The sequence below is a fragment of the Flagellimonas profundi genome, from assembly GCF_017313275.1.
Lineage (GTDB): Bacteria > Bacteroidota > Bacteroidia > Flavobacteriales > Flavobacteriaceae > Flagellimonas > Flagellimonas profundi.
Genome location: NZ_JAFLNM010000001.1, coordinates 40727 through 60940 on the forward strand (window position 1 = coordinate 40727; position 20214 = coordinate 60940).

At 41.4% G+C, this 20214-nt stretch carries 22 protein-coding genes; 12 read left to right on the forward strand and 10 right to left on the reverse strand.

What is annotated here, in order from left to right:
* Positions 1 to 9 precede the first annotated feature (9 nt).
* The 4 genes from J0654_RS00195 to J0654_RS00210 all read left to right on the forward strand — a co-directional run bounded on the left by J0654_RS00195 (position 10) and on the right by J0654_RS00210 (position 3188).
* Positions 10 to 726 carry an RDD family protein gene (locus tag J0654_RS00195; protein WP_207025596.1) on the forward strand — a complete coding sequence of 239 codons (717 nt, stop codon included), beginning with the start codon at positions 10 to 12 and terminating at the stop codon, positions 724 to 726.
* 2 nt (positions 727 to 728) lie between these two features.
* On the forward strand, positions 729 to 1343 hold the full coding sequence (locus J0654_RS00200) for a trimeric intracellular cation channel family protein (protein ID WP_207025597.1): 615 nt from the start codon (positions 729 to 731) through the stop codon (positions 1341 to 1343).
* A gap of 196 nt (positions 1344 to 1539) precedes the next feature.
* Complete coding sequence (locus tag J0654_RS00205; RefSeq protein WP_207025598.1) at positions 1540 to 2685, forward strand: hypothetical protein; 1146 nt, start codon at positions 1540 to 1542, stop codon at positions 2683 to 2685.
* Between the two features lie 11 nt (positions 2686 to 2696).
* Positions 2697 to 3188 carry a DoxX family protein gene (locus J0654_RS00210; protein WP_207025599.1) on the forward strand — a complete coding sequence of 164 codons (492 nt, stop codon included), beginning with the start codon at positions 2697 to 2699 and terminating at the stop codon, positions 3186 to 3188.
* Positions 3189 to 3250: 62 nt separating this feature from the next.
* On the opposite strand, the gene J0654_RS00215 is transcribed toward J0654_RS00210, so the two are convergent.
* Positions 3251 to 3979 (reverse strand): peptidylprolyl isomerase, encoded by a 729-nt coding sequence (locus tag J0654_RS00215; RefSeq protein WP_207025600.1) that lies wholly within the window; start codon positions 3977 to 3979, stop codon positions 3251 to 3253.
* Between J0654_RS00215 and J0654_RS00220 the strand changes: the two genes are divergently transcribed.
* Positions 3978 to 4619, forward strand: coding sequence for an NUDIX hydrolase (locus tag J0654_RS00220; RefSeq protein ID WP_207025601.1), 642 nt, complete (start codon positions 3978 to 3980; stop codon positions 4617 to 4619). The genes J0654_RS00215 and J0654_RS00220 overlap by 2 nt on opposite strands.
* Positions 4620 to 4660: 41 nt before the next feature.
* Entirely contained in the window at positions 4661 to 5482 is an 822-nt protein-coding gene (locus J0654_RS00225) for a lysophospholipid acyltransferase family protein (RefSeq protein ID WP_207025602.1), read from the forward strand.
* Here the strand turns inward: J0654_RS00225 and J0654_RS00230 are convergent.
* The 3 genes from J0654_RS00230 to J0654_RS00240 form a co-directional block, all read right to left on the reverse strand.
* Entirely contained in the window at positions 5479 to 6123 is a 645-nt protein-coding gene (locus J0654_RS00230; protein WP_207025603.1) for a hypothetical protein, read from the reverse strand. The genes J0654_RS00225 and J0654_RS00230 overlap by 4 nt on opposite strands.
* 2 nt (positions 6124 to 6125) lie before the next feature.
* The gene (locus J0654_RS00235) at positions 6126 to 6620 is read right to left on the reverse strand and encodes an RNA polymerase sigma factor (RefSeq protein WP_207025604.1); all 495 of its coding nucleotides are present in this window, start codon (positions 6618 to 6620) and stop codon (positions 6126 to 6128) included.
* A gap of 71 nt (positions 6621 to 6691) precedes the next feature.
* Positions 6692 to 8119 carry an amidohydrolase gene (locus tag J0654_RS00240; protein ID WP_207025605.1) on the reverse strand — a complete coding sequence of 476 codons (1428 nt, stop codon included), beginning with the start codon at positions 8117 to 8119 and terminating at the stop codon, positions 6692 to 6694.
* A 101-nt stretch (positions 8120 to 8220) separates the two neighbouring features.
* On the opposite strand from J0654_RS00240, the gene J0654_RS00245 reads away from it, so the two are divergent.
* Positions 8221 to 9528: an NAD(P)/FAD-dependent oxidoreductase gene (locus J0654_RS00245; protein WP_207027852.1), complete on the forward strand. Its 1308-nt coding sequence runs from the start codon at positions 8221 to 8223 to the stop codon at positions 9526 to 9528.
* On the opposite strand, the gene xerD is transcribed toward J0654_RS00245, so the two are convergent.
* Entirely contained in the window at positions 9525 to 10433 is a 909-nt protein-coding gene (gene xerD / locus J0654_RS00250; protein WP_207025607.1) for a site-specific tyrosine recombinase XerD, read from the reverse strand. The two genes, J0654_RS00245 and xerD, sit on opposite strands and share 4 nt — an antisense overlap.
* A 229-nt stretch (positions 10434 to 10662) precedes the next feature.
* Here xerD and J0654_RS00255 point away from each other — a divergent pair, with 229 nt between their 5' ends.
* The 3 genes from J0654_RS00255 to aroQ all read left to right on the forward strand — a co-directional run bounded on the left by J0654_RS00255 (position 10663) and on the right by aroQ (position 12216).
* A complete protein-coding gene (locus tag J0654_RS00255) occupies positions 10663 to 11187 on the forward strand; it encodes a hypothetical protein (protein ID WP_207025613.1) in 525 nt (174 codons plus the stop codon).
* Positions 11188 to 11268: 81 nt separating this feature from the next.
* Positions 11269 to 11733 carry a hypothetical protein gene (locus tag J0654_RS00260; protein ID WP_207025614.1) on the forward strand — a complete coding sequence of 155 codons (465 nt, stop codon included), beginning with the start codon at positions 11269 to 11271 and terminating at the stop codon, positions 11731 to 11733.
* A 66-nt stretch (positions 11734 to 11799) separates the two neighbouring features.
* Positions 11800 to 12216 (forward strand): type II 3-dehydroquinate dehydratase, encoded by a 417-nt coding sequence (aroQ, locus tag J0654_RS00265; RefSeq protein WP_207025616.1) that lies wholly within the window; start codon positions 11800 to 11802, stop codon positions 12214 to 12216.
* Here the strand turns inward: aroQ and J0654_RS00270 are convergent.
* The 5 genes from J0654_RS00270 to J0654_RS00290 form a co-directional block, all read right to left on the reverse strand.
* Positions 12208 to 12489, reverse strand: coding sequence for a DUF3817 domain-containing protein (locus J0654_RS00270; protein ID WP_207025620.1), 282 nt, complete (start codon positions 12487 to 12489; stop codon positions 12208 to 12210). The genes aroQ and J0654_RS00270 overlap by 9 nt on opposite strands.
* 3 nt (positions 12490 to 12492) lie before the next feature.
* Positions 12493 to 13884: a dihydrolipoyl dehydrogenase gene (lpdA, locus tag J0654_RS00275; protein WP_207025622.1), complete on the reverse strand. Its 1392-nt coding sequence runs from the start codon at positions 13882 to 13884 to the stop codon at positions 12493 to 12495.
* 163 nt (positions 13885 to 14047) lie between these two features.
* On the reverse strand, positions 14048 to 14452 hold the full coding sequence (msrB, locus tag J0654_RS00280) for a peptide-methionine (R)-S-oxide reductase MsrB (RefSeq protein WP_207025624.1): 405 nt from the start codon (positions 14450 to 14452) through the stop codon (positions 14048 to 14050).
* Between the two features lie 17 nt (positions 14453 to 14469).
* On the reverse strand, positions 14470 to 14958 hold the full coding sequence (gene msrB, locus J0654_RS00285) for a peptide-methionine (R)-S-oxide reductase MsrB (protein ID WP_207025628.1): 489 nt from the start codon (positions 14956 to 14958) through the stop codon (positions 14470 to 14472).
* Between the two features lie 114 nt (positions 14959 to 15072).
* Positions 15073 to 15651, reverse strand: coding sequence for a collagen-like protein (locus tag J0654_RS00290; RefSeq protein ID WP_207025629.1), 579 nt, complete (start codon positions 15649 to 15651; stop codon positions 15073 to 15075).
* 161 nt (positions 15652 to 15812) lie between these two features.
* Here J0654_RS00290 and glgB point away from each other — a divergent pair, with 161 nt between their 5' ends.
* Both glgB and J0654_RS00300 read left to right on the forward strand, forming a co-directional pair.
* Entirely contained in the window at positions 15813 to 17708 is a 1896-nt protein-coding gene (gene glgB / locus J0654_RS00295) for a 1,4-alpha-glucan branching protein GlgB (protein WP_207025630.1), read from the forward strand.
* A 96-nt stretch (positions 17709 to 17804) separates the two neighbouring features.
* Positions 17805 to 20204: a glycoside hydrolase family 31 protein gene (locus tag J0654_RS00300; RefSeq protein WP_207025632.1), complete on the forward strand. Its 2400-nt coding sequence runs from the start codon at positions 17805 to 17807 to the stop codon at positions 20202 to 20204.
* Positions 20205 to 20214 lie beyond the last annotated feature (10 nt).

A 20214-nucleotide genomic window follows, 5' to 3' on the forward strand; every position in this document is an offset into this window, starting at 1 on the left:
AACTAAAATATGGAACAATTTCAAATAGAAACGGCCCAAAATATCACCATCAACCAAAACACCTCTCATTTAGGTGAACGTATGCTGGCTTACATAATCGATACCTTCATTATTGTGGTCTACACCATTTTGATTTTCGTTTTTTTGGCTTCCCTTGAGGTTGATATTGACGACCAGTGGGCTTTTTATTTGATATTGTCCCTCCCCGCTTTTTTTTATTATTTGCTGTTTGAAACGTTGATGAATGGCAGGACAATCGGAAAGGGAGCCATGAACCTTAGAGTGGTCAAACTTGATGGTTCCAAACCAAATTTCGGCAATTATTTTGTTCGATGGGCCTTACGGATCATAGATGTCAGCCTTACATCGGGAGGTGGCGCCGTACTCACTATTTTGATTCGTGGTAAGGGCCAGCGATTGGGCGACATTGCTGCAGGTACTACGGTAATCAGCGAAAAAAAACGAGTATCTTTGAGCGATACATTGCTTCGCGAATTACCGGACGATTATCAGCCAACCTTTCCACAGGTGACCGTTTTTAAGGATAAGGAAATGCAGACCATAAAAGAACTGTACGACAAGGCCAAGCGCAATGCCAATCATAATATTATTGTTTCTTTGGACAAACGTATCAAAGAGGTGTTGGGTGTGCAGACTTCACTTCAGCCTATTGATTTTGTGGACGTCATTATCAAGGACTATAATTACTACACCCAAAAAATGTAGTTATGCTGTATTTGACCATAGACATTTTGGGCACCATAGCCTTTGCCATTTCGGGGGTTTTGGTCGCTATGGAAAAGCGTTTGGATCTTTTCGGGGTATTTATCATTGCTTTTGTGACAGCAATTGGTGGAGGTACTTTACGTGATTTGTTGATCGGGAACACACCCGTCGGCTGGATGCAGGACCTTACCTATGTGATTACCATATTTATTTCAGTGGTTTTTGCCATTATTTTTGTGAACAAACTCAAATACCTTCGCAAGTCGTTGTTCTTGTTCGATACCATAGGCATCGGACTTTATACCATGGTGGGTGTGGAAAAAGGTCTGGAAGCTGAGCTCTTGCCCGTTATGTGCATCTTTTTGGGTACCATGACAGCTTGCTTTGGCGGTGTAATACGGGATATCCTGTGTAATGAGATTCCTGTCATTTTCCGAAAGGAAATTTATGCAACAGCATGTATTTTAGGGGCACTGAGCTATTTTTTGATGATACAGTTCCCTGTAAAGGACGAATACGCCTACATAGCAGGTATATTAGTGGTAATACTCTTAAGGTTATTGGCAGTTCGTTTTAAAATAAGTTTGCCCAACATTTATAAAAAGCAAGTTCAATAACTACTTCGCTAACTTTTCTTCAATAGTGGTTAATCGTTGTTTAGTGGAATTAACCCTTCGTTAATCATTTTTACTTTTTCATTAACCTTGACCCTTTAGGTATAACTCTATTTTGGCCCTCGAGCAATATGTGTTAACCAAGCAAGGAGCATAAACAGGTAACCGGTCTCCTTGCAAAACCAATCGAATTTCAGGTATGAAAACATCACGATCATCAATGATTCCATTTTTTGGGCTTATCCTATTTTTAGGAATCCATCAAGCCACTGCGCAGGGATGTGTCGCTATCAGACACTTTTCCTCTTGTGTGGGGAATACTTTGGAAAACAATTTATTAGGTCCGGGGGACATTCAAATAGGAAGTAATTACAGATACTTTAAATCCTTTCGCCATTTTAGGGGAACGGAAGAAGAACCGGACAGGGTATCCAATGGGTCGGAAGTAATCAACCATTCCCATTCCTGGGATTTTTTCCTGACCTATGGAATTTCGGATAGATGGTATGCCAGTATCACTATCCCAACTGTCATCAATACGCGCTCCTCTTTATACGAGCACGGTAGGGATGAACGAAACACCACATTTTCAAGAGGCTTGGCCGATATTCGTGTGGGTGTCGGGTATTGGTTGTTTGATTTGGAAAAACACCAAAACGGAAACTTAGCTGTGGGGTTGGGACTTAAGTTGCCAACGGGCAGTTACAATGCCTCTGACATTTTTTACAATGTTGGACCGGAAGGTGGGCCACAAGTTAGACCTGTAGATCAAAGCATCCAACCTGGCGATGGTGGTTTTGGAATTACTTTGGATTTCCAGTTTTACCAAAAAATCGCTGAACGCTTCTTTGCCTATGGTGGTGGATTTTATTTGATCAATCCGAGAGAGACCAACGGTACGCGCACCTTTAGGGAGACCTTAAGCCCGATTCTACAAAATGAGGCTATTATGGCCGTTCCTGATCAGTTCTCGGTCAGGGCTGGATTTAGCCATAGTTTGAGCAATACCATTTCCGCTTCTTTGGGCGCACGCTACGAGGGAGTTCCCGTTAAAGATTTGATAGGGGGGAACCAAGGTTTTAGACGACCTGGAAATGTGCTTTCCATTGACCCGGGAATCGCTTTTATGAAAGATAACTTTTCGTTGAACCTGAACGTGCCGTTTGCGGTAAGAAGGGAACGTCCGCAAAGTGTTACCGATTTGGAAACACAACAGATGACGGGGGAGCCAAGAATGGGAGATGCGGCATTCGCCGACTATTTGATCAATGTTGGGGTATCCTATCGATTTGCAAGAAGTAAGGTAAAAGTTGATCCAGAACTCATGAACGAATTCAATAATTAAATAGTTATAAAATGGGAAAGTCTATAAAAGAGCGAATGTTGTCCATTTCCATGGGCGTAGTTTATTTTTGGTTTGGAGCACTGAAATTTGTCCCTAACCTAAGTCCGGCCGAAGATTTGGCAAAAAATACCATTCATCATCTCACTTTTGGGCTTATTCCCGATGAGGTTTCCATTATCCTACTTGCCATTTGGGAAGTAGGATTGGGATTTTTATTCGTTCTAGGGCTTTTCCGCAGGCAAGCAGTGATTCTTGCACTAATACATATGGTATGTACATTTACACCACTTTTGTTTTTCCCTAACGATGTTTTTGGAGAAGAACCACTATCATTGACTTTAGTTGGGCAATATATCATGAAAAACCTCATAATCATAGCCGTTCTAATTTCTATTTATGAAAGCAAAACTGCTCCAACAGGGCAAGAGGTGCCGTCTGAAAATAAAAAGGAGAGCTTTCCTTACCGGTTCATCATCGGGAAAAATCTCTTTAAAAAGGCTTAATGTCCTTTAAGAATGATGGCTTTTTTAATTTTTCAAAAGGGATAAAAGTCCAAGAACTAAGTTTATAAAACTTCAGTCTTAAGGATGTAAATATTTTGCCAAGGCCAATCGCCGTCGCCCACGGGAACATTGTTTATGGCATCCACAACGTCCATCCCTTCCACAACTCGACCAAAAGGAGTATAGGAGCCATCAAGGTGATATGAGCCAGGATTCGTTACTACGATGAAAAACTCGTAAGGAGAGGCCAACTTGTGCGGATTGTCCCTTTCACTACTGGGCATGGAAATGGTTCCCCTGTGGTGTTTATGTCCTTTTTTAGCATCTGGGGGGAGCAGGTATCGTCCTATTTTACCCCTTTTTCGTGCGGTTTTTCGGTCGTCGGAGTTTCCACCTTGAATTATAAAATCTTTAACGACACGGTGAAATTGGGTGCTGTCAAAATATTTTTGTCGCGCCAAATAAATGAAATTTGCCTTGTGATATGGAACATCATCATATAACTGAACGGTAAAACTTCCCATCGTCGTGGTAATTTTAACCTTGTCCTTTTTAAGTTTTTTGGAATAATCAAAAAAGAAGTCGATGGCATTTTCTTCCGTAAGTTGAAAAGGTTCTTCCTCTTCCTCCTCTTCTGCTATGGCGGTTGAATCCACTTCGATTTCCGGTATGGTGTCGGTGTTTGCAATATTTTCCTGAACTTTGTCTTTATCCTTTTTAGGGGATTCTCCACAGGAAACGAATAAAAGAAATAATATACTTGTAGTTAAAGCCGATTGTCTCAACAGCATGAATTTTAATGAATTTTGTGAACTAGCTTTAAAATTAAAAAATCTCCCACTACCTGGAGAGGATTCCCATCATAAAATGTCTCCGCAACTTCGTATTCAATGGTTGAAGAACAATAGGGTACAAGATGCAAATCCAAGAAGGGCAGGGGTAATGGCACTTTTTTATCCGGATGTTGAGCAGGAAACCCGATTACTTTTGATCCTAAGAAAAGTGTATCAAGGTGTCCACTCCAACCAAATTGGATTTCCCGGGGGTAAAGTGGAAAATGAGGACAGGGACTTGATGGAAACAGCTTTAAGGGAAACCCATGAAGAAGTCGGTGTGCCGCCCAAAGCGGTAGAGGTAATCAAAGAATTGAGTGAGGTTTATATACCCCCGAGCAATTTTTTAGTTCGCCCATACATTGGAATTTATCCAAATCCGAAACCTTTTATAAAGGAAGACGGCGAGGTTGAAAGTTTGGTAGAGGTGTATCTGAGGGATTTTTTGGATGATTCCAACCATATTGAAGAAATTTTGAGTACTTCTTATGCGAAAAACATTAATGTACCCGCCTTTAAATTAAATGGTTACACTGTTTGGGGTGCCACAGCCATGATGTTGAGCGAGATCAAGGAGCTTTTACGGCAAGTGCTTTAATGGCTATTTTGTAAATTTGCAGTTAACAACCAACACTATATATGGGCCTTTTTAAGAAAAATCCTTTTGGTCATATTTTATTTTTAAAACGATGGCTGATTCGTATAGCTGGTATGATGACGCACCAACGGTATAAAGGATTTAATACTTTAGAGATCGAAGGTTCGCAAATTATCCGTGATCTTCCCGAAAACAATGTACTTTTTGTTAGTAATCATCAAACTTACTTTGCCGATGTGGTTGCGATGTTCCATGTTTTTAATGCCAGTTTAAGCGGAAGAGAGGATAGTATTAAAAATTTGGGCTATCTGTGGAATCCTAAATTGAACATTTATTATGTGGCGGCGAAGGAGACCATGAAGAAGAGCCTGTTGACCAAAATTTTGGCTTATGCCGGGTCCATTAGTATCGAAAGGACGTGGAGGGCCGATGGTAAAAATGTGAACCGACAAGTTAAATTCAGTGATATCTCCAATATTGGAAAGGCACTGGACGACGGTTGGGTAATAACGTTTCCACAGGGAACCACTACACCTTGGAAACCGTTACGAAAGGGGACGGCACACATTATAAAAAAGTATAAGCCGGTGGTAGTGCCTGTTGTTATTGATGGGTTCCGCCGTTCTTTTGATAAGAAGGGATTAAGGGTGAAAAAGAAAGGAATTCTTCAATCCATGCAAATAAAGGAGCCTTTGGAAATCGATTATGGCAATGAATCCATTGAGGCCATATTGGAAAAATTGGAGTACGCCATCGAGCAACATCCATCTTTCTTAAAAGTAATTCCTCAGAAAGAACTTCTTGCCTACGAAGAGGAGAATCAGAAAAGGCGGTACAGTTACAAGGGCAAATTAGATGATTAAACTTCTAACCTTTTGAGCTCGTTGTAGTTTTTTCTAAGTCTTTTCAGAAGGATACCATAAAGTAGTTTGTAGAACAGCCAGATCAAAAATAAGATCACCGCTGTGAAAACTATGGATATCCCGATTACCATGGCCCAAAAAGCCATACTGTTCCCATCTTGAGAAGCAGCTTCTACGATTTTCTGACCTTCAGGGCCGTAGAGCAATACCCCGTACATGTTAATGATCAGGTAGGTGGTGAAGATGATGAGATTGAACCATACGTACTGTGTAACGGTACGTTTTACCTTTAAAATGGTTTTCATCAAATTCCTGGAGGAATCTGTGAAGGATATTTTTTTGTAGTTGGTGTAAAACTTGTAAATAAAGTAAAGGATAATGGCGTAATTGATGACATTGAGAACCATGATCACTTTATGGATGTGCATGGCCTTAAGCTCCTCCATGGTTTCGGGGCCACTAAAAATAACATTGATACCTGCCCAGAAAACAAATTCTATAATACTGATATAAAAAATCCATTTTACTATGGACGATGACTTTTTCTTGGTCATCGGATAGATTTGCTCATAGGACAGCTTGGGAAGGTCTGCTTCCCGCTTCTGCCAATCTTTTTTCAAGAGCTCCAGTTCATCCAACATAATCACGGATTTAATATGGTTCTTAATTTAGTTTTTACCCTGCTCATCTTCACTCTCGCATTTACTTCGGAAATACCCAAAGTTTCGGCTATTTCGGAATAATCCTTGTCTTCCAGGTATAGAAAGACCAAGGCTTTTTCAATATCACCAAGTTGTTTTATGGCATCGTACATTAATTTTAATTGGCGCTCCTCGGTATCATCATAATCTGTGGCCTTGATTTTATAGAGGACCGAATCAAAATCCTGGGTTTTCACCCTTTTCTTAGATTTTCTGTACAGCGTTATGGCCGTATTCAAAGCAACACGGTACATCCATGTACTAAACTTGGCATCTCCCCGAAACTTTGGGTAAGCTTTCCACAACTGTATAGTGATTTCTTGGAACAGATCGTTATGGGAGTCCTTGTCATTGGTATATAGACTACACACCTTATGGACAATGTTTTGATTGTCCTCAAGTTCCGTCACAAAACGATGTTCCAGTTCTTTGTTCACTAAACGGTTGGTAATTTGCTTTATATATCAGTGTATATAAAACAACTTTTGTTACAGTGTTAGGTAAAAAACTAATTGCGATAGTCCAAGGCAGGTGGTCTGTTGCCCAACATGGGAACATACTTGAAGTCTTTGCCTCTTCTTTCTTCCAATTCCTTTTTCGCTGCCTCTACCGTTTTGGGGCTTTCAAAAATATCCATTGCGGTAAGAGCAAGGGTTTTGGCCGCGACCATCATTCCCTTGGAACCAATAGTCATTCCACCGGCAGCTACGGCTTGCCAGCTGTGTGCAGGTGTTCCAGGAACCCAGGTTGCAGTTCCCAAACCAGCGGTTGGAACCGTATAGCTCACATCGCCCACATCGGTAGATCCATAAGCTTGGGCAGTCTCTTTGTATGGTTGAATGGTTTCAGCAGTAGCGATATCCGGAGCACCTTTGCCCAAGGTTTCGGATATTTTTTCGGCAAAAGCCTTTTCCTCATCATTGTAGGTAACACCTCCAACTTTAACCAAATTGTCGTACATGATTTTTTGAACGGTGAGGTTGGGCAGTAATTCGTGTGTTCCCCCTATCATTTCGTATTCCATGGTAGTTCCGGTACCCATGGCAGCGCCTTCGGCGGCCTTTACCATGCGGTCGAACATATCTACAACTACGTCACGTGTATTGTGTCGGGCATAATAGTAGACCTCTGCAAAGTCGGGTACTACATTGGGAGCTTTGCCACCATTGGTAATCACGTAGTGAATTCTTGCGTCTTCTGGGACATGTTCCCGCATCATATTTACCATAACGTTCATGGCCTCTACACCGTCAAGCGCGGAACGTCCTTTTTCCGGTGCTCCTGCAGCGTGGGCAGAAACTCCGTAAAATCGGAATTTAGCAGATTTATTGGCGAGTGCGGCACCCGCGCTGGCAGCATTTGCGGAACCAGGGTGCCAGTGTAGCGCAACATCCACATCGTCAAAGACCCCTTCTCGAACCATGTAGACTTTTCCTGAACCACCTTCTTCTGCTGGACATCCATAAAAACGAATGGTTCCTTTAATGTTATTGGTTTCCATCCAGTTTTTTACAGAAATTGCCGCTGCTGTGGATGCGGTCCCGAACAAATGGTGGCCACAGGCATGGCCAGCAGCTCCTCCAGCTGATTTTTTCTCTGGAACAGCTTCTTGAGACAGGCCTGGTAGGGCATCGTATTCCCCCAAAATTGCAATTACCGGGTAACCGGAACCGTATTCTGCTTTAAAAGCCGTTGGGATACCAGCAATACCCTTGTCAATGCTGAAACCGGCATCTGATAGGGTTTCTTGCAATAGCGCAGAGCTTTGTTCTTCCAAATAGCCCATTTCAGCAAGATCCCAGATTTCGTGGGCAATTTCACTGTATTTTTCAGATTTGGAATCTAAATCCTTGATGACATCATTTTTCTTTTTTTGGGCATGAACACCCATGGTGCACAAAAGGAAAAGTACACCTAACGGGAGAAATTTTTTCATTGGTTGAAGTTTTTTTGAGTTAGGCGCTAAAGATACAAAAAAACCAAGCCTGAGTTGGCCCTTACTACATGGGAATACTTAAATTTGTTGATATGTCTAAAATGAATATTCCCCAGTCCAGTTATCCAAGAATCGTTATCGTGGGCGGTGGTTTTGGAGGTATTGCGTTAGCAAAGAAATTAGGTAAAAAGGAAGCTCAAGTGGTTTTGTTGGATAAGCACAACTACCACAACTTTCAGCCATTGCTTTATCAAGTATCCACTGGGGGACTCGAACCCGATTCTATAGCATACCCTATTAGAAAAGTACTGCAGGGATACCCCAATTTCTATTTTAGACTTGCACAGGTACAGGAAGTCAAGACCGATACCAAAAGAATCAAAACCAATATAGGTGAGATTTTTTACGATTATCTGGTAATTGCTGCTGGTTCCGAGACCAATTTTTTTGGCAACAAAGGGATTGCGACCAAAGGTATGGCCATGAAAACCATTCCGCAATCCTTGAATTTACGAAGCTTGATTCTGGAAAACTTTGAACAAGCACTTTTAACGGACGATCTACATGAGCGAGATGCCTTAATGAATTTTGTGATTGTTGGCGGGGGACCAACGGGGGTTGAACTTGCAGGAGCATTGGCGGAAATGAAAAAAGGAATACTTCCCAAGGACTATCCAGATCTGGATACACGTAGAGCACAGATAAATTTGGTGCAGAGCGGGGACAGAATATTACCTGCAATGAGCGAAAAGGCATCAGAGAAAGCAGAAAGTTTCTTGGAGGAACTCGGTGTGAACGTTTGGAAAAACATCCGAGTAACCGATTATGATGGTAAAAAGGTGTCGACCAATACGAATACCATGTTCCAAGCAGAGACCTTGGTATGGGCCGCAGGGGTAAAAGCGGTAGAAATAAAGGGGTTGGACTCGGAGGAGTTTCTTTGTAGGGGAAAAAGGTTAAGAGTAAATGAGTTTCATCAAGTAGCCGGACTGGAAGATGTTTTTGCCATAGGTGATGTGGCCCAAATGGAAACTGAGGAGTTCCCACACGGCCACCCTATGATGGCACAGCCAGCCATTCAACAAGGTAAAAATTTAGGGGATAATCTGGTGCGCTTGATGGAAGGAAAGTCCATGAAGCCTTTTGTTTATAAAGATAAGGGTAGCATGGCCACCGTGGGAAGGAACAAAGCCGTTGTGGATTTGCCAAAGTTTAAGTTCCAAGGGGTGTTTGCTTGGTTTGTGTGGATGTTTGTGCATTTATATTTCCTTATTGGTTTTAGGGACAGGGTCGTAGTATTTATCAATTGGGTTTATAACTATATTAGATTTGATCGCGAGGCCCGATTAATTATTCGTCCGTTCAAAAAGCAAAATAGGGTAGAGCGGGACACTTTGATGCAAGATTAGCGTTCTTGTTGTTTTCTAGGGTGAAATTCTTGAAGCACCTGGGTTAAATGCTTGCGGTCCACGTGCATATACACCTCGGTAGTGGTAATACTTTCGTGCCCCAACATTTGTTGTATGGCCCTAAGGTCGGCACCATTCTCCAGAAGATGAGTGGCAAAGGAATGCCGAAAGGTATGCGGACTAATATTTTTGTCCAGCCCAATTGCTTCGGCCAAACCTTTAACAATGGTAAAAATCATGGCACGTGTCAATTGTTTGCCCCTGCGATTCAGAAAAACAAAATCCTCGTGCTCCTTTTTTATGGGCAAATGTACCCGTACCTCTTTCCAATAAATAGTAATGTATTTCTGGTTGACGTTACTGATGGGAACAAAGCGCTGTTTGTTTCCTTTACCGGTCACTTTTATAAAATCCTCGTCAAAATATAGGTCCGATAGTTTTAGATTAATGAGTTCGGATACACGAAGGCCACAACCGTACAAGGTTTCCAAAATCGCTCTGTTACGTTCGCCTTCGGGTTTGGATAGGTCAATCGCAGCGATTAATCGGTTGATTTCTTTTTCAGAAAGTGTATCCGGGAGCTTTCTTCCAATTTTTGGGGTTTCTATCAGGTCCATGGGGTTGTTCTCCCTATAATCCTCAAACACCAAATAATTGAAAAATCCCTTTAAACCGGAAATAATACGTGCCTGTGTCCTTGGGTTAACGATTTTGGCTATGTCATATATGAACTGTTGAACCGTTTCCCGATCGATTTCAATGGGCTTTTCATCAAGGGATTGCTCATCGAGATAACTCACAAGTTTTTGGATATCCATGGAATAATTTAAAATAGAATTTTGGGAAAGCCCACGCTCTATTTTCAAATAATCTTGATAATCTTTTATTGCTTGTTGCCAGTTCATATGTTCAAATATAGTGAGATAACATTTTTAAAATTCACCATAAGTGTGCATTGGTCAACTCAGAACAGCCTTTTATCAAACGAGATGGTATGGAAATTAATGGTTTGTATAATTTTCCGAAACCATAGATGTCTTTAAATGAGATGGATTCGTGTCTTTGGTCGGAAATTCAAGACTTTGGGTACTTTTTTTACGATGCGGTCGTTCTGTTGTTAATAAAATTTTAACAATGAAAAAAAAGACATTTGTGTTGGTGATCATAGCGATGGTTGCCGTTAGTTTTTCGTCAATGGCCCAACGAGTGGACCGAACAAATTTTAAGGCGGGAGTTCATTTTGGTGTACCATTTGGTGATATTTCAGATTTTTCAAATTTTGAATTAGGTCTCGACTTAGGATATCATTGGGGGGTTTCGGAACTCATAGATGCAGGTATCGCAACTGGATTTATGAATGCCTTCATAAATAACGACACAGTGGATTTTGGTCCTGTGGAAGTGCAAGGCGATTTTCCCAACATCCAATATGTCCCCGTAGCTGGAGCATTCCGACTTTATCCGACCTACGATTTTAAATTGGGAGCGGATATAGGTTACGCTGTTGGAATAAATGATGGAAATTCTGGAGGTTTTTATGTTAGACCTATGGTTGGAGCCAATGTTAGTACTAACACTGAAATAAATATTTCGTATGTGAAAGTAAGTGATGATTACGATTTCTCAATGGCAGCTTTGGGAATCTTATTTTTATTTTAAAAAAGAAGAAGTAACTGTTTTAACCCCAAATCTTACAGTTAAAATCATGAATATTAACCATTAATTACACTTTTTAAGAAAATGAAAAAATTACTTTTAGTTTTTGCATTTATTATGCTAGGCAATTTGGCTGTTAAAGCACAAACCAATTATAGGGCAGCCCTGGGGTTGGGCATTGACCTTTATGATGAAGCGACCTTTTTTGGTGCTACGGGAAAATACTTCTTTTCCGACAACCATGTTGGTCAAGCCGATTTAGGATTTGAAGATAATGCAACAATTGCCACTTTTCTATATTCTTTTCACAAAGGTTTTTTTAGAGCGCCGGGATTACGATGGTACGCTGGGGTGGGGCCGAGTATTATTTTTATTAAAAATACAGACAACATTTTTGCGCTGCGTCCGCATTTGGGACTCGACTTTAAGATAGACGGAGTTCCACTGGTGCTTAATTTTGATTGGAGACCTTCTGTGGTACTCAGCGATGTTGGGGACAACCAAGTCGCCGCTTTTGGCTTTGGTCTGCAGTTCGCTATCAATAATTGATATGTATAAAATATGAAATGAGGGCGGGTTTTCCCGCCCTTTTCTTTTTATTGTATTTTTGATTGTATGAAACTAATGATCATTAACGGACCCAATTTGAACCTTTTGGGAAAGCGTGAGCCCGAAGTATACGGGAGTACCACTTTTGAACACTATTTTGAACAACTTCAAAAAAAGTTTCCCGACACGGAACTGGAATATTATCAATCCAATATCGAGGGTGAACTTATTGGAAAAATACAAGAAGTAGGTTTTGATTATGATGGCATCATTCTAAATGCAGCGGCCTATACCCATACTTCTGTTGGTATTGGTGATGCCGTAAAAGCTGTGGAAACCCCGGTTATTGAAGTGCACATTTCCAATACGCACCAAAGAGAGGATTACCGACATGTTTCTTACATATCTCCCGGGGCCAAAGGAGTTATCCTAGGGTTTGGCCTCCAAAGCTATGATCTCGCCATCCAGAGTTTTTTAGGCTAAATTCCTCAAGTATTTTTTATCGGCGTAGAACGTTCCAAAGGGAAGAAGTGATGCTATAAAAAGAACAATAAATCTTTTGAGCTTCCATTTTCTTTCCCAACAAAAAATTACGGCCACCACTACATACAGAATAAACAATATTCCATGTGCCATACCCACGGTCTGGTTAGGTTCGGGAATATCTGCCCAATGCTTTAACGGCATGGTCATCCCGAAAAGGAGTAGATAGGAAATACCTTCTAAAATAGCAGTGGCCCTAAAAAGTTTCAACATACCTTATAGGTGGATTACTTCATCATAAGCATCGGCAACGGCTTCCATAACCGCTTCGCTCATGGTTGGGTGAGGGTGTACCGCTTTTAGTACTTCGTGACCTGTGGTCTCCAACTTTCTGGCAACAACAGCTTCGGCGATCATATCGGTCACACCAACACCGATCATATGGCAGCCTAACCACTCACCGTACTTGGCATCAAAAATTACTTTTACAAAACCATCGGGAGTTCCAGCAGCTTTTGCCTTACCACTCGCGGAGAAAGGAAACTTACCAATTTTAAGGTCGTACCCTTGTTCTTTAGCTTGCTTTTCGGTCAAACCAACAGAGGCTACCTCGGGGATACAGTACGTACATCCTGGAATGTTGCCGTAGTCTAGTGCCTCAACATGCATGCCTGCCAATTTTTCGACACAAAGTATTCCCTCGGCAGAAGCTACGTGCGCCAATGCCTGTCCGGGGGTTACGTCACCAATGGCAAAGTACCCTGGAATGTTGGTCTGATAGTAATCGTTCACCAATATTTTGTCCCTGTCCGTTGCGATTCCAACATCTTCCAAACCAATATTTTCAATGTTGGTTTTGATGCCCACGGCGGATAGTACGATATCGGCTTCCAATACCTCTTCGCCTTTTTTGGTCTTTACCGTAGCTTTTACCCCATCACCCGAAGTGTCAACTTTGGTGACCTCGGCAGAAGTCTTGATTTTTACGCCAGACTTTTTAAAGCTACGCTCCAATTGTTTTGAAATATCCTCGTCCTCCACAGGAACTATATTGGGCATGTACTCAACAACTGTTACCTCGGTTCCCATGGAATGGTAGAAATAAGCAAACTCCATTCCAATGGCGCCACTACCTACCACGATCATTTTCTTGGGTTGTTTTTTCAAGGACATGGCCTCGCGGTACCCAATCACCTTTTCTCCATCTTGAGGAAGGCTGGGCAGCTCTCGGCTACGCGCTCCAGTTGCGATGATGATATTATCGGCCGAATACTCGGTGGTTTCTCCGTTTTCCGCTTTTACTTCAACTTTTTTGCCTGGTTTTACCTTTCCATATCCATTGATGACCTCGATTTTGTTCTTCTTCATCAAGAATTGAACACCTTTGCTCATCCCCTCTGCAACACCACGGCTTCTTTTAACAACAGCATCAAAATCATGGTCCACGTCTTTGGCACTCAAACCGTAATCCTCAGCATGCTTCAAATATTCGAAAACTTGAGCAGATTTAAGAAGGGCCTTTGTTGGGATACATCCCCAGTTAAGACATACACCTCCCAAACTTTCTTTTTCTATAATGGCTGTTTTGAAACCTAATTGTGATGCCCTTATGGCAGTAACATATCCACCTGGACCACTTCCCAAAACAATTATATCGAACTTGCTCATTAGATTTTGATTTTAGTTGTTAAATTGAAAATCCGCCATTGATTGGCAGGTGCAAAAGTACGTAAATCAATCTCCATTTCCCAAGTTGAAAAAATTCAAATGTGGATTAGTTTGTGAAATAGGTAAAAACGGGTACTAGCAATAAAAAAATATGGGGTAAGGGTTATGTTTCAGGGTCAAAATCAATGCTCACAGAATTAATGCAATAACGTTGTCCCGTAGTCTCTTTGGGGCCATCGTTAAAAACATGCCCTAAATGACTACCACAATTTGCACAGACTGTCTCGGTACGAATCATACCATGGCTGGTATCGCGTATATATTCAATGGCTCCCTCAACTGCTTGATCGAACGAAGGCCAACCACAACCACTTTCAAATTTGTGCTCACTTTCGAACAATTTTGCATTACAAGCCTTGCAATGGTAGTCCCCATCTTCAAAATGAAGGTCGAATTTGCCTGTGTAGGGTCGTTCGGTCCCTTTTTGTCGTAAAACATAGTATTCTTCAGTGGAAAGTTCTTTTTTCCACTCTTCTTCGGATTTGTTTACGCTGTATTTTTTGTCCATGTAAGTTTTATGGTAATTTATTTGTTGCCAGGGATAAAATCAAGGGCGGCGCCATTAATACAATGTCTTTTCCCCGTGGTATTGCTCGGTCCATCATTAAAAACATGTCCTAAATGACCTCCGCAAACGGCACAATGTTCCTCGGTTCGTGCCACGCCTATTTTGTAGTCTGTGTCAAAAGCAACATTTCCTTCGATTTCCCTGTCAAAACTGGGCCATCCTGTTCCGGATTTAAATTTGTGCTCACTTTTAAAAAGAGGGGTTCCACAACCTGCGCACACGTAGGTTCCTTTTTCCTTATTATCCAACAAATCGCTGGAAAATGCATTTTCAGTTGCGGCTTTTCGAAGTACATAATACTCCATATCGGTCAGTTCCGCTTTCCACTCGGCATCTGTTTTGTTTACTTTAAAAGTTTCCTTTGCAGTTTCTTTTTTCTCTTCTTGCGAAGTTCCCTTGCATCCGGCAAATATTACCAAGGCAAGCAATAACAATCTTTTTCCCATTCTTTTGTCTTTTATCTGTTTGGACGTATTTCTATTGAAATCCTTTCACTATAATGTAATAAAAAAAGTCCCATTGATGACCAATGGGACTTAAAATACGCTATTTCAATAGATTTAGTTGATATCCAAAGTTGTAATGTGCTCTTCATCAATATTAAGATGGGACATTACACTTTCAATGTTTGAAGCATCAAAGTCGGGAGATTCGGCATATTCACTTGGCACAAATACAATCCTGAACAGCTGATTATCGGTGAAATCGGTGCTCAATGTAGAAAGGTCGAAGTTACCGTCAATAAACAGTTCCACATCCACAAAGGTGTGGGCAAAAACATATTGGATGGTACCTTCGTTCAAAAAATAATTTTGGGGTATTTGTGTCCAAGCATCTGCAGTGGTCCCATCATTGAGGTCAATTATACCGTCGTGCCTGTATACCAAAACAGCGTCCGATTCAAATACTTCGAAGTCGGTGACATCGGAAAATGTAATCAGGGTACTAAAAAGATTGGCCTCGGCATCGTAGCCAAAGTTTACGCCTTCGACTTCAACAACCTGGCCTTGAATGCCATCTGCACCATCCAGTCCGTCCAGTCCATCGAGTCCATCAAACCCCGGAGGTCCTTGGGGCCCTTCGCATGCCGCGAATACAAAAACGATAACTGCTCCTAAAATTGTACTAAATTTATTCATGATTTTTGGATTTTGATTTGTGTTCATTTCATCTGTTGATGCAATAAAATCAAAAAGCGTTCCATTTTTTAAAAAAATGTTGTTTAAAACACCAAACCTGTTGTTATAATCGTATTCTTGCTCAAAGATGCTTATTATTGTATATGACTAAACCAACAAATATGTCCAAGGTAGTTCCACACAGTTTTTTTACGGAGTTCGATATCAATCTTTTTAAAGGGGGTAAGCACTTTCGCCTTTACAACAAATTGGGGTCGCACCTTACCGAGGTAGACGGTGTTAAGGGAACCTACTTTGCCGTTTGGGCCCCAAGTGCAAAGTCGGTCAGTGTTATTGGTGATTTTAATTATTGGACCGCCGGTGAACATGAATTGAACGTTCGTTGGGACAGCAGCGGAATTTGGGAAGGATTTATTCCCGGAGTGGACAAAGGAACCAAATACAAGTATAAGATACACTCCAACAACAACGATGTCTGGACCGAAAAAGCAGACCCATTTGCTCGTTTTTGTGAGCAGCCCCCACAAACCGCCTCTTTGGTTTGGGAGGATGATCATAAATGGAAAGACGATACTTGGATGGATACCCGAGAGGAGAAAAATGGTCTGGATAGGCCTTATTCGGTGTACGAGGTCCATTTAGGTTCTTGGAAGAAAAAAAATGGCTGGGAGTCCTTAAGTTACCTCGAGCTGGCGGAACAGTTGGCGGACTATGTCGAGGAGATGGGCTTTACACATGTAGAGTTTATGCCGGTTATGGAATATCCTTACGATCCCTCTTGGGGATATCAAATTACGGGATATTTTGCTCCTACCTCACGCTTTGGAAAACCGGAAGACTTTAAAGTTCTGGTGGATGCCTTGCACCAGCGTGGTATCGGGGTCATTTTGGATTGGGTGCCTTCCCACTTTCCCGAAGATGCCCATGGACTTGGGTTTTTTGATGGATCGAATTTATATGAACATCCCGATAGAAGAAGAGGTTACCATCCTGATTGGAAAAGTCTCATTTTTAACTACGGAAGAAATGAAGTACGGGCATTTTTGATCAGCAATGCTATTTTTTGGCTAGATCAATACCATGTGGATGGCTTACGGGTAGATGCCGTTGCATCTATGCTTTATCTGGATTATTCACGGGAAGATGGCGAATGGGAGCCGAACATGTATGGCAACAACGAAAATTTGGAGGCCATGTCCTTTTTACGGGAAATGAACCAAGAAGTTTATGCCAGTTTTAAAGGAATACAGACCATAGCCGAGGAATCCACTGCATTTACAGGCGTTACCAAACCTGTGCATTATGGAGGACTGGGTTTTGGTATGAAATGGATGATGGGATGGATGCACGATACCTTGGAGTTCTTTAAAAAAGACCCCATACACCGTTCGTACGATTTGAATACGATCAGTTTTAGTCTCACCTATGCCTTTACCGAAAACTTTATGCTGCCTTTTTCGCATGATGAGGTAGTATATGGTAAACAATCTTTGCTTTACCGAATGCCGGGTGATGAATGGCAACGATTTGCCAATCTACGGTTGCTATTCGGCTATATGTTCACGCATCCCGGAGGTAACCTTTTATTTATGGGAGGAGAGTTTGGCCAGTCTTCCGAATGGAATTTTCAGGAAAGTTTGGATTGGCATCTAACACAATATGATTTTCATTCTGGAATACAGGAGGCAATCAAGGACCTGAACAAGATGTACAAGACCAATCCTGCACTATATGAAAAACAGTTTAACCCTGATGGGTTCCAGTGGATTGAATACAACGACCAAGAAAATACGGTGATATCGTATATCAGAAAAGGCAACGACCCCAAGGATGATTTGATCATTGTTTGCAATTTCACTCCTGTACCACGCGAAAACTATAGGCTGGGAGTTCCAAAAACGAGTACCTTAAAATTGGTATTTAATAGCGACGATAAAAAATACTCAGGTAGCGGGATGGGCAAAAAAACGATGAAACCATCCAAAACATCATGGAATGGGTATAAGCAGTCAGTTTTAATGAACCTTCCGCCTTTGGGTGTTGTCGTGTATAAATAAACGCACAGCTAAAACGTTGTAGTTGATTGCTTTTAAAAACATATTTTTATTTATTCGGGCTTTTGTGTTTCTTTTGTGAGCCTCAATCAATTATAGATGATAACCAATACTGAAATTGCAAAAACGGGGAATCAGTTCCCAAACCATATAGTCGATTTTAAGCAAGAAAACGACAAATTATATTTTACCAGCCAGAACGGTGTTATTTTACAAGTAACCATTTTAAGGGATAGTGTTGTCCGTTTCAGGTATGCCACCGAATATGTTTTTGAACCGGATTTCTCTTATGCCGTAAGCGAAGATGTTAATCTCGGGTACAATGAGCTTACTGTGGAAGATGAGATACCGGAATATGTGATTACGACATCGAAAATCAAGATTTATATCAATAAGACCAACCTGAAGGTGCAGATTGTTGATATGGACGATGTGATTCTGGCAGAGGATGAACTGGGATTTCATTGGGAGGAGAATTTTGATTACGGGGGCAATGTGGTTAAAATGAGCAAGATTTCCCATTCAGGAGAGAGTTATTACGGAATGGGGGATAAGGCCTCGCATACAAACCTGAAAGGGAAAAGGGTCAACAATTGGGTGACCGACTCCTATGCATACGGGAAAGACCAAGAGCCGCTGTATAAATCCATTCCATTTTATATTGGACTGAAAGAAAGCATAGCTTACGGAATATTTTTCGATAATTCGTTCAGCACTTATTTCGATTTTGCTGCGGAAAAAAGAAATGTCACAAGCTTTTGGGCAGATGGGGGCGAAATGAACTATTATTTCTTTTACGGCCCCGAAATGAAGGAAGTAGTGGAGTCTTATACCGATTTGACCGGTGTTCCGGAACTTCCGCCCCTTTGGGCTCTGGGCTTTCATCAATCCAAATGGAGCTACTACCCCGAGAAAAAAGTAAAGGATATAGCCAATACCTTTAGAAAATTGAACATTCCTTGTGATGCCATTTATTTGGATATTGATTACATGGAAGGGTTTAGATGCTTTACATGGGATAACAAAAAGTTCCCCAATCCTAAAAAAATGATCAAGGAACTCGAGGAAGATGGCTTTAAGACCATTACCATGATCGATCCCGGTATTAAGATAGATCGTGATTATTGGGTGTATCAACAGGCCATGGACAATGGATTCTTTTGCCGAAGGGCCGATGGACCCCATTTTAAAGGAAAAGTATGGCCCGGTGAATGTAAGTTCCCGGATTTTACCAATCCTGAAGTTAGGGAGTGGTGGGCCGAACTATATAAAGAAATGATTGCCGATATGGGCGTAAGCGGTGTTTGGAACGATATGAACGAACCCGCCATTATGGAAGTTCCCACAAAAACGGCAAATTTAGATGTTAGGCACGATTATGACGGTCATCCTTGCAGTCATAGAAAAGCACACAATGTTTATGGGATGCAAATGGTACGGGCCACCTACGAGGGCGTTAAAAAGTTTATGTTTCCGCGTAGACCCTTTGTCCTCACACGGGCAGCATATGCGGGAACCCAGCGCTATTGTGCCACATGGACGGGAGATAACGTGGCCACATGGGAGCATTTGTGGATTGCCAATGTACAGATGCAACGTATGTGCATGAGTGGATATTCCTTTGTAGGTTCCGATATTGGTGGATTTGCGGAACAACCGAATGGTGAATTGTTTGCCCGTTGGATGCAATTGGCTGTTTTTCATCCATTTTGTCGAGTGCATTCCAGCGGTGACCACGGTGACCAAGAACCCTGGTCTTTCGGAGATGAGATCACGGATATTGTTAGAGATTTTATTGAACTAAGGTACCAACTCATGCCTTACCTATATACCATGTTCTATAATTACATTAAGGAAGGCTTTCCAATGCTCCAATCATTGGTTTTTTATGACCAAGAAGATCCCCAGACACATTTCCGAACAGATGAATTCATATTTGGAAAACAAATGTTGGTGTGCCCCGTGCAAGAGCCCAATGCCCAGGGTAGAAGAATGTATTTTCCCAAAGGGAACTGGTACAACTATTGGACAGATGAACTGACCGAGGGAGGAGTAGAACGATGGGTGTCTGCCGAAATCCATCGGGTGCCATTGTTTGTTAAAGAAGGAGCCATGATTCCTAAATATCCCGTACAGCAATATATTGGAGAAAAAGAGATAGAAAAGCTGGCCATTGATGTTTACTTCAAAGAGGGCACAGAAAATTCGAAAGTCTACGAAGACCAGCAAGAGGGCTATGATTATAAAAAAGGAAGGTATAGTCTTCGCCGTTTCAAATTAACGGGAAAAGAAAACGAACTTATCATCCAACAGTTCAAGGATGGTAACTTTATTACCCCTTACGATAATTTTAAAATGACATTCCATGGGCTTCCGTTTACCATAGAAACCGTGGAACTTGACAACGAAGAAGTTGATTTAAAGGATATCAAACTAAATGGCAATAACTCCATTGAAGTAAGCAAGGATTTCACGGAGCTCCATATTTTCGGAAAATAAAATTTTGTAA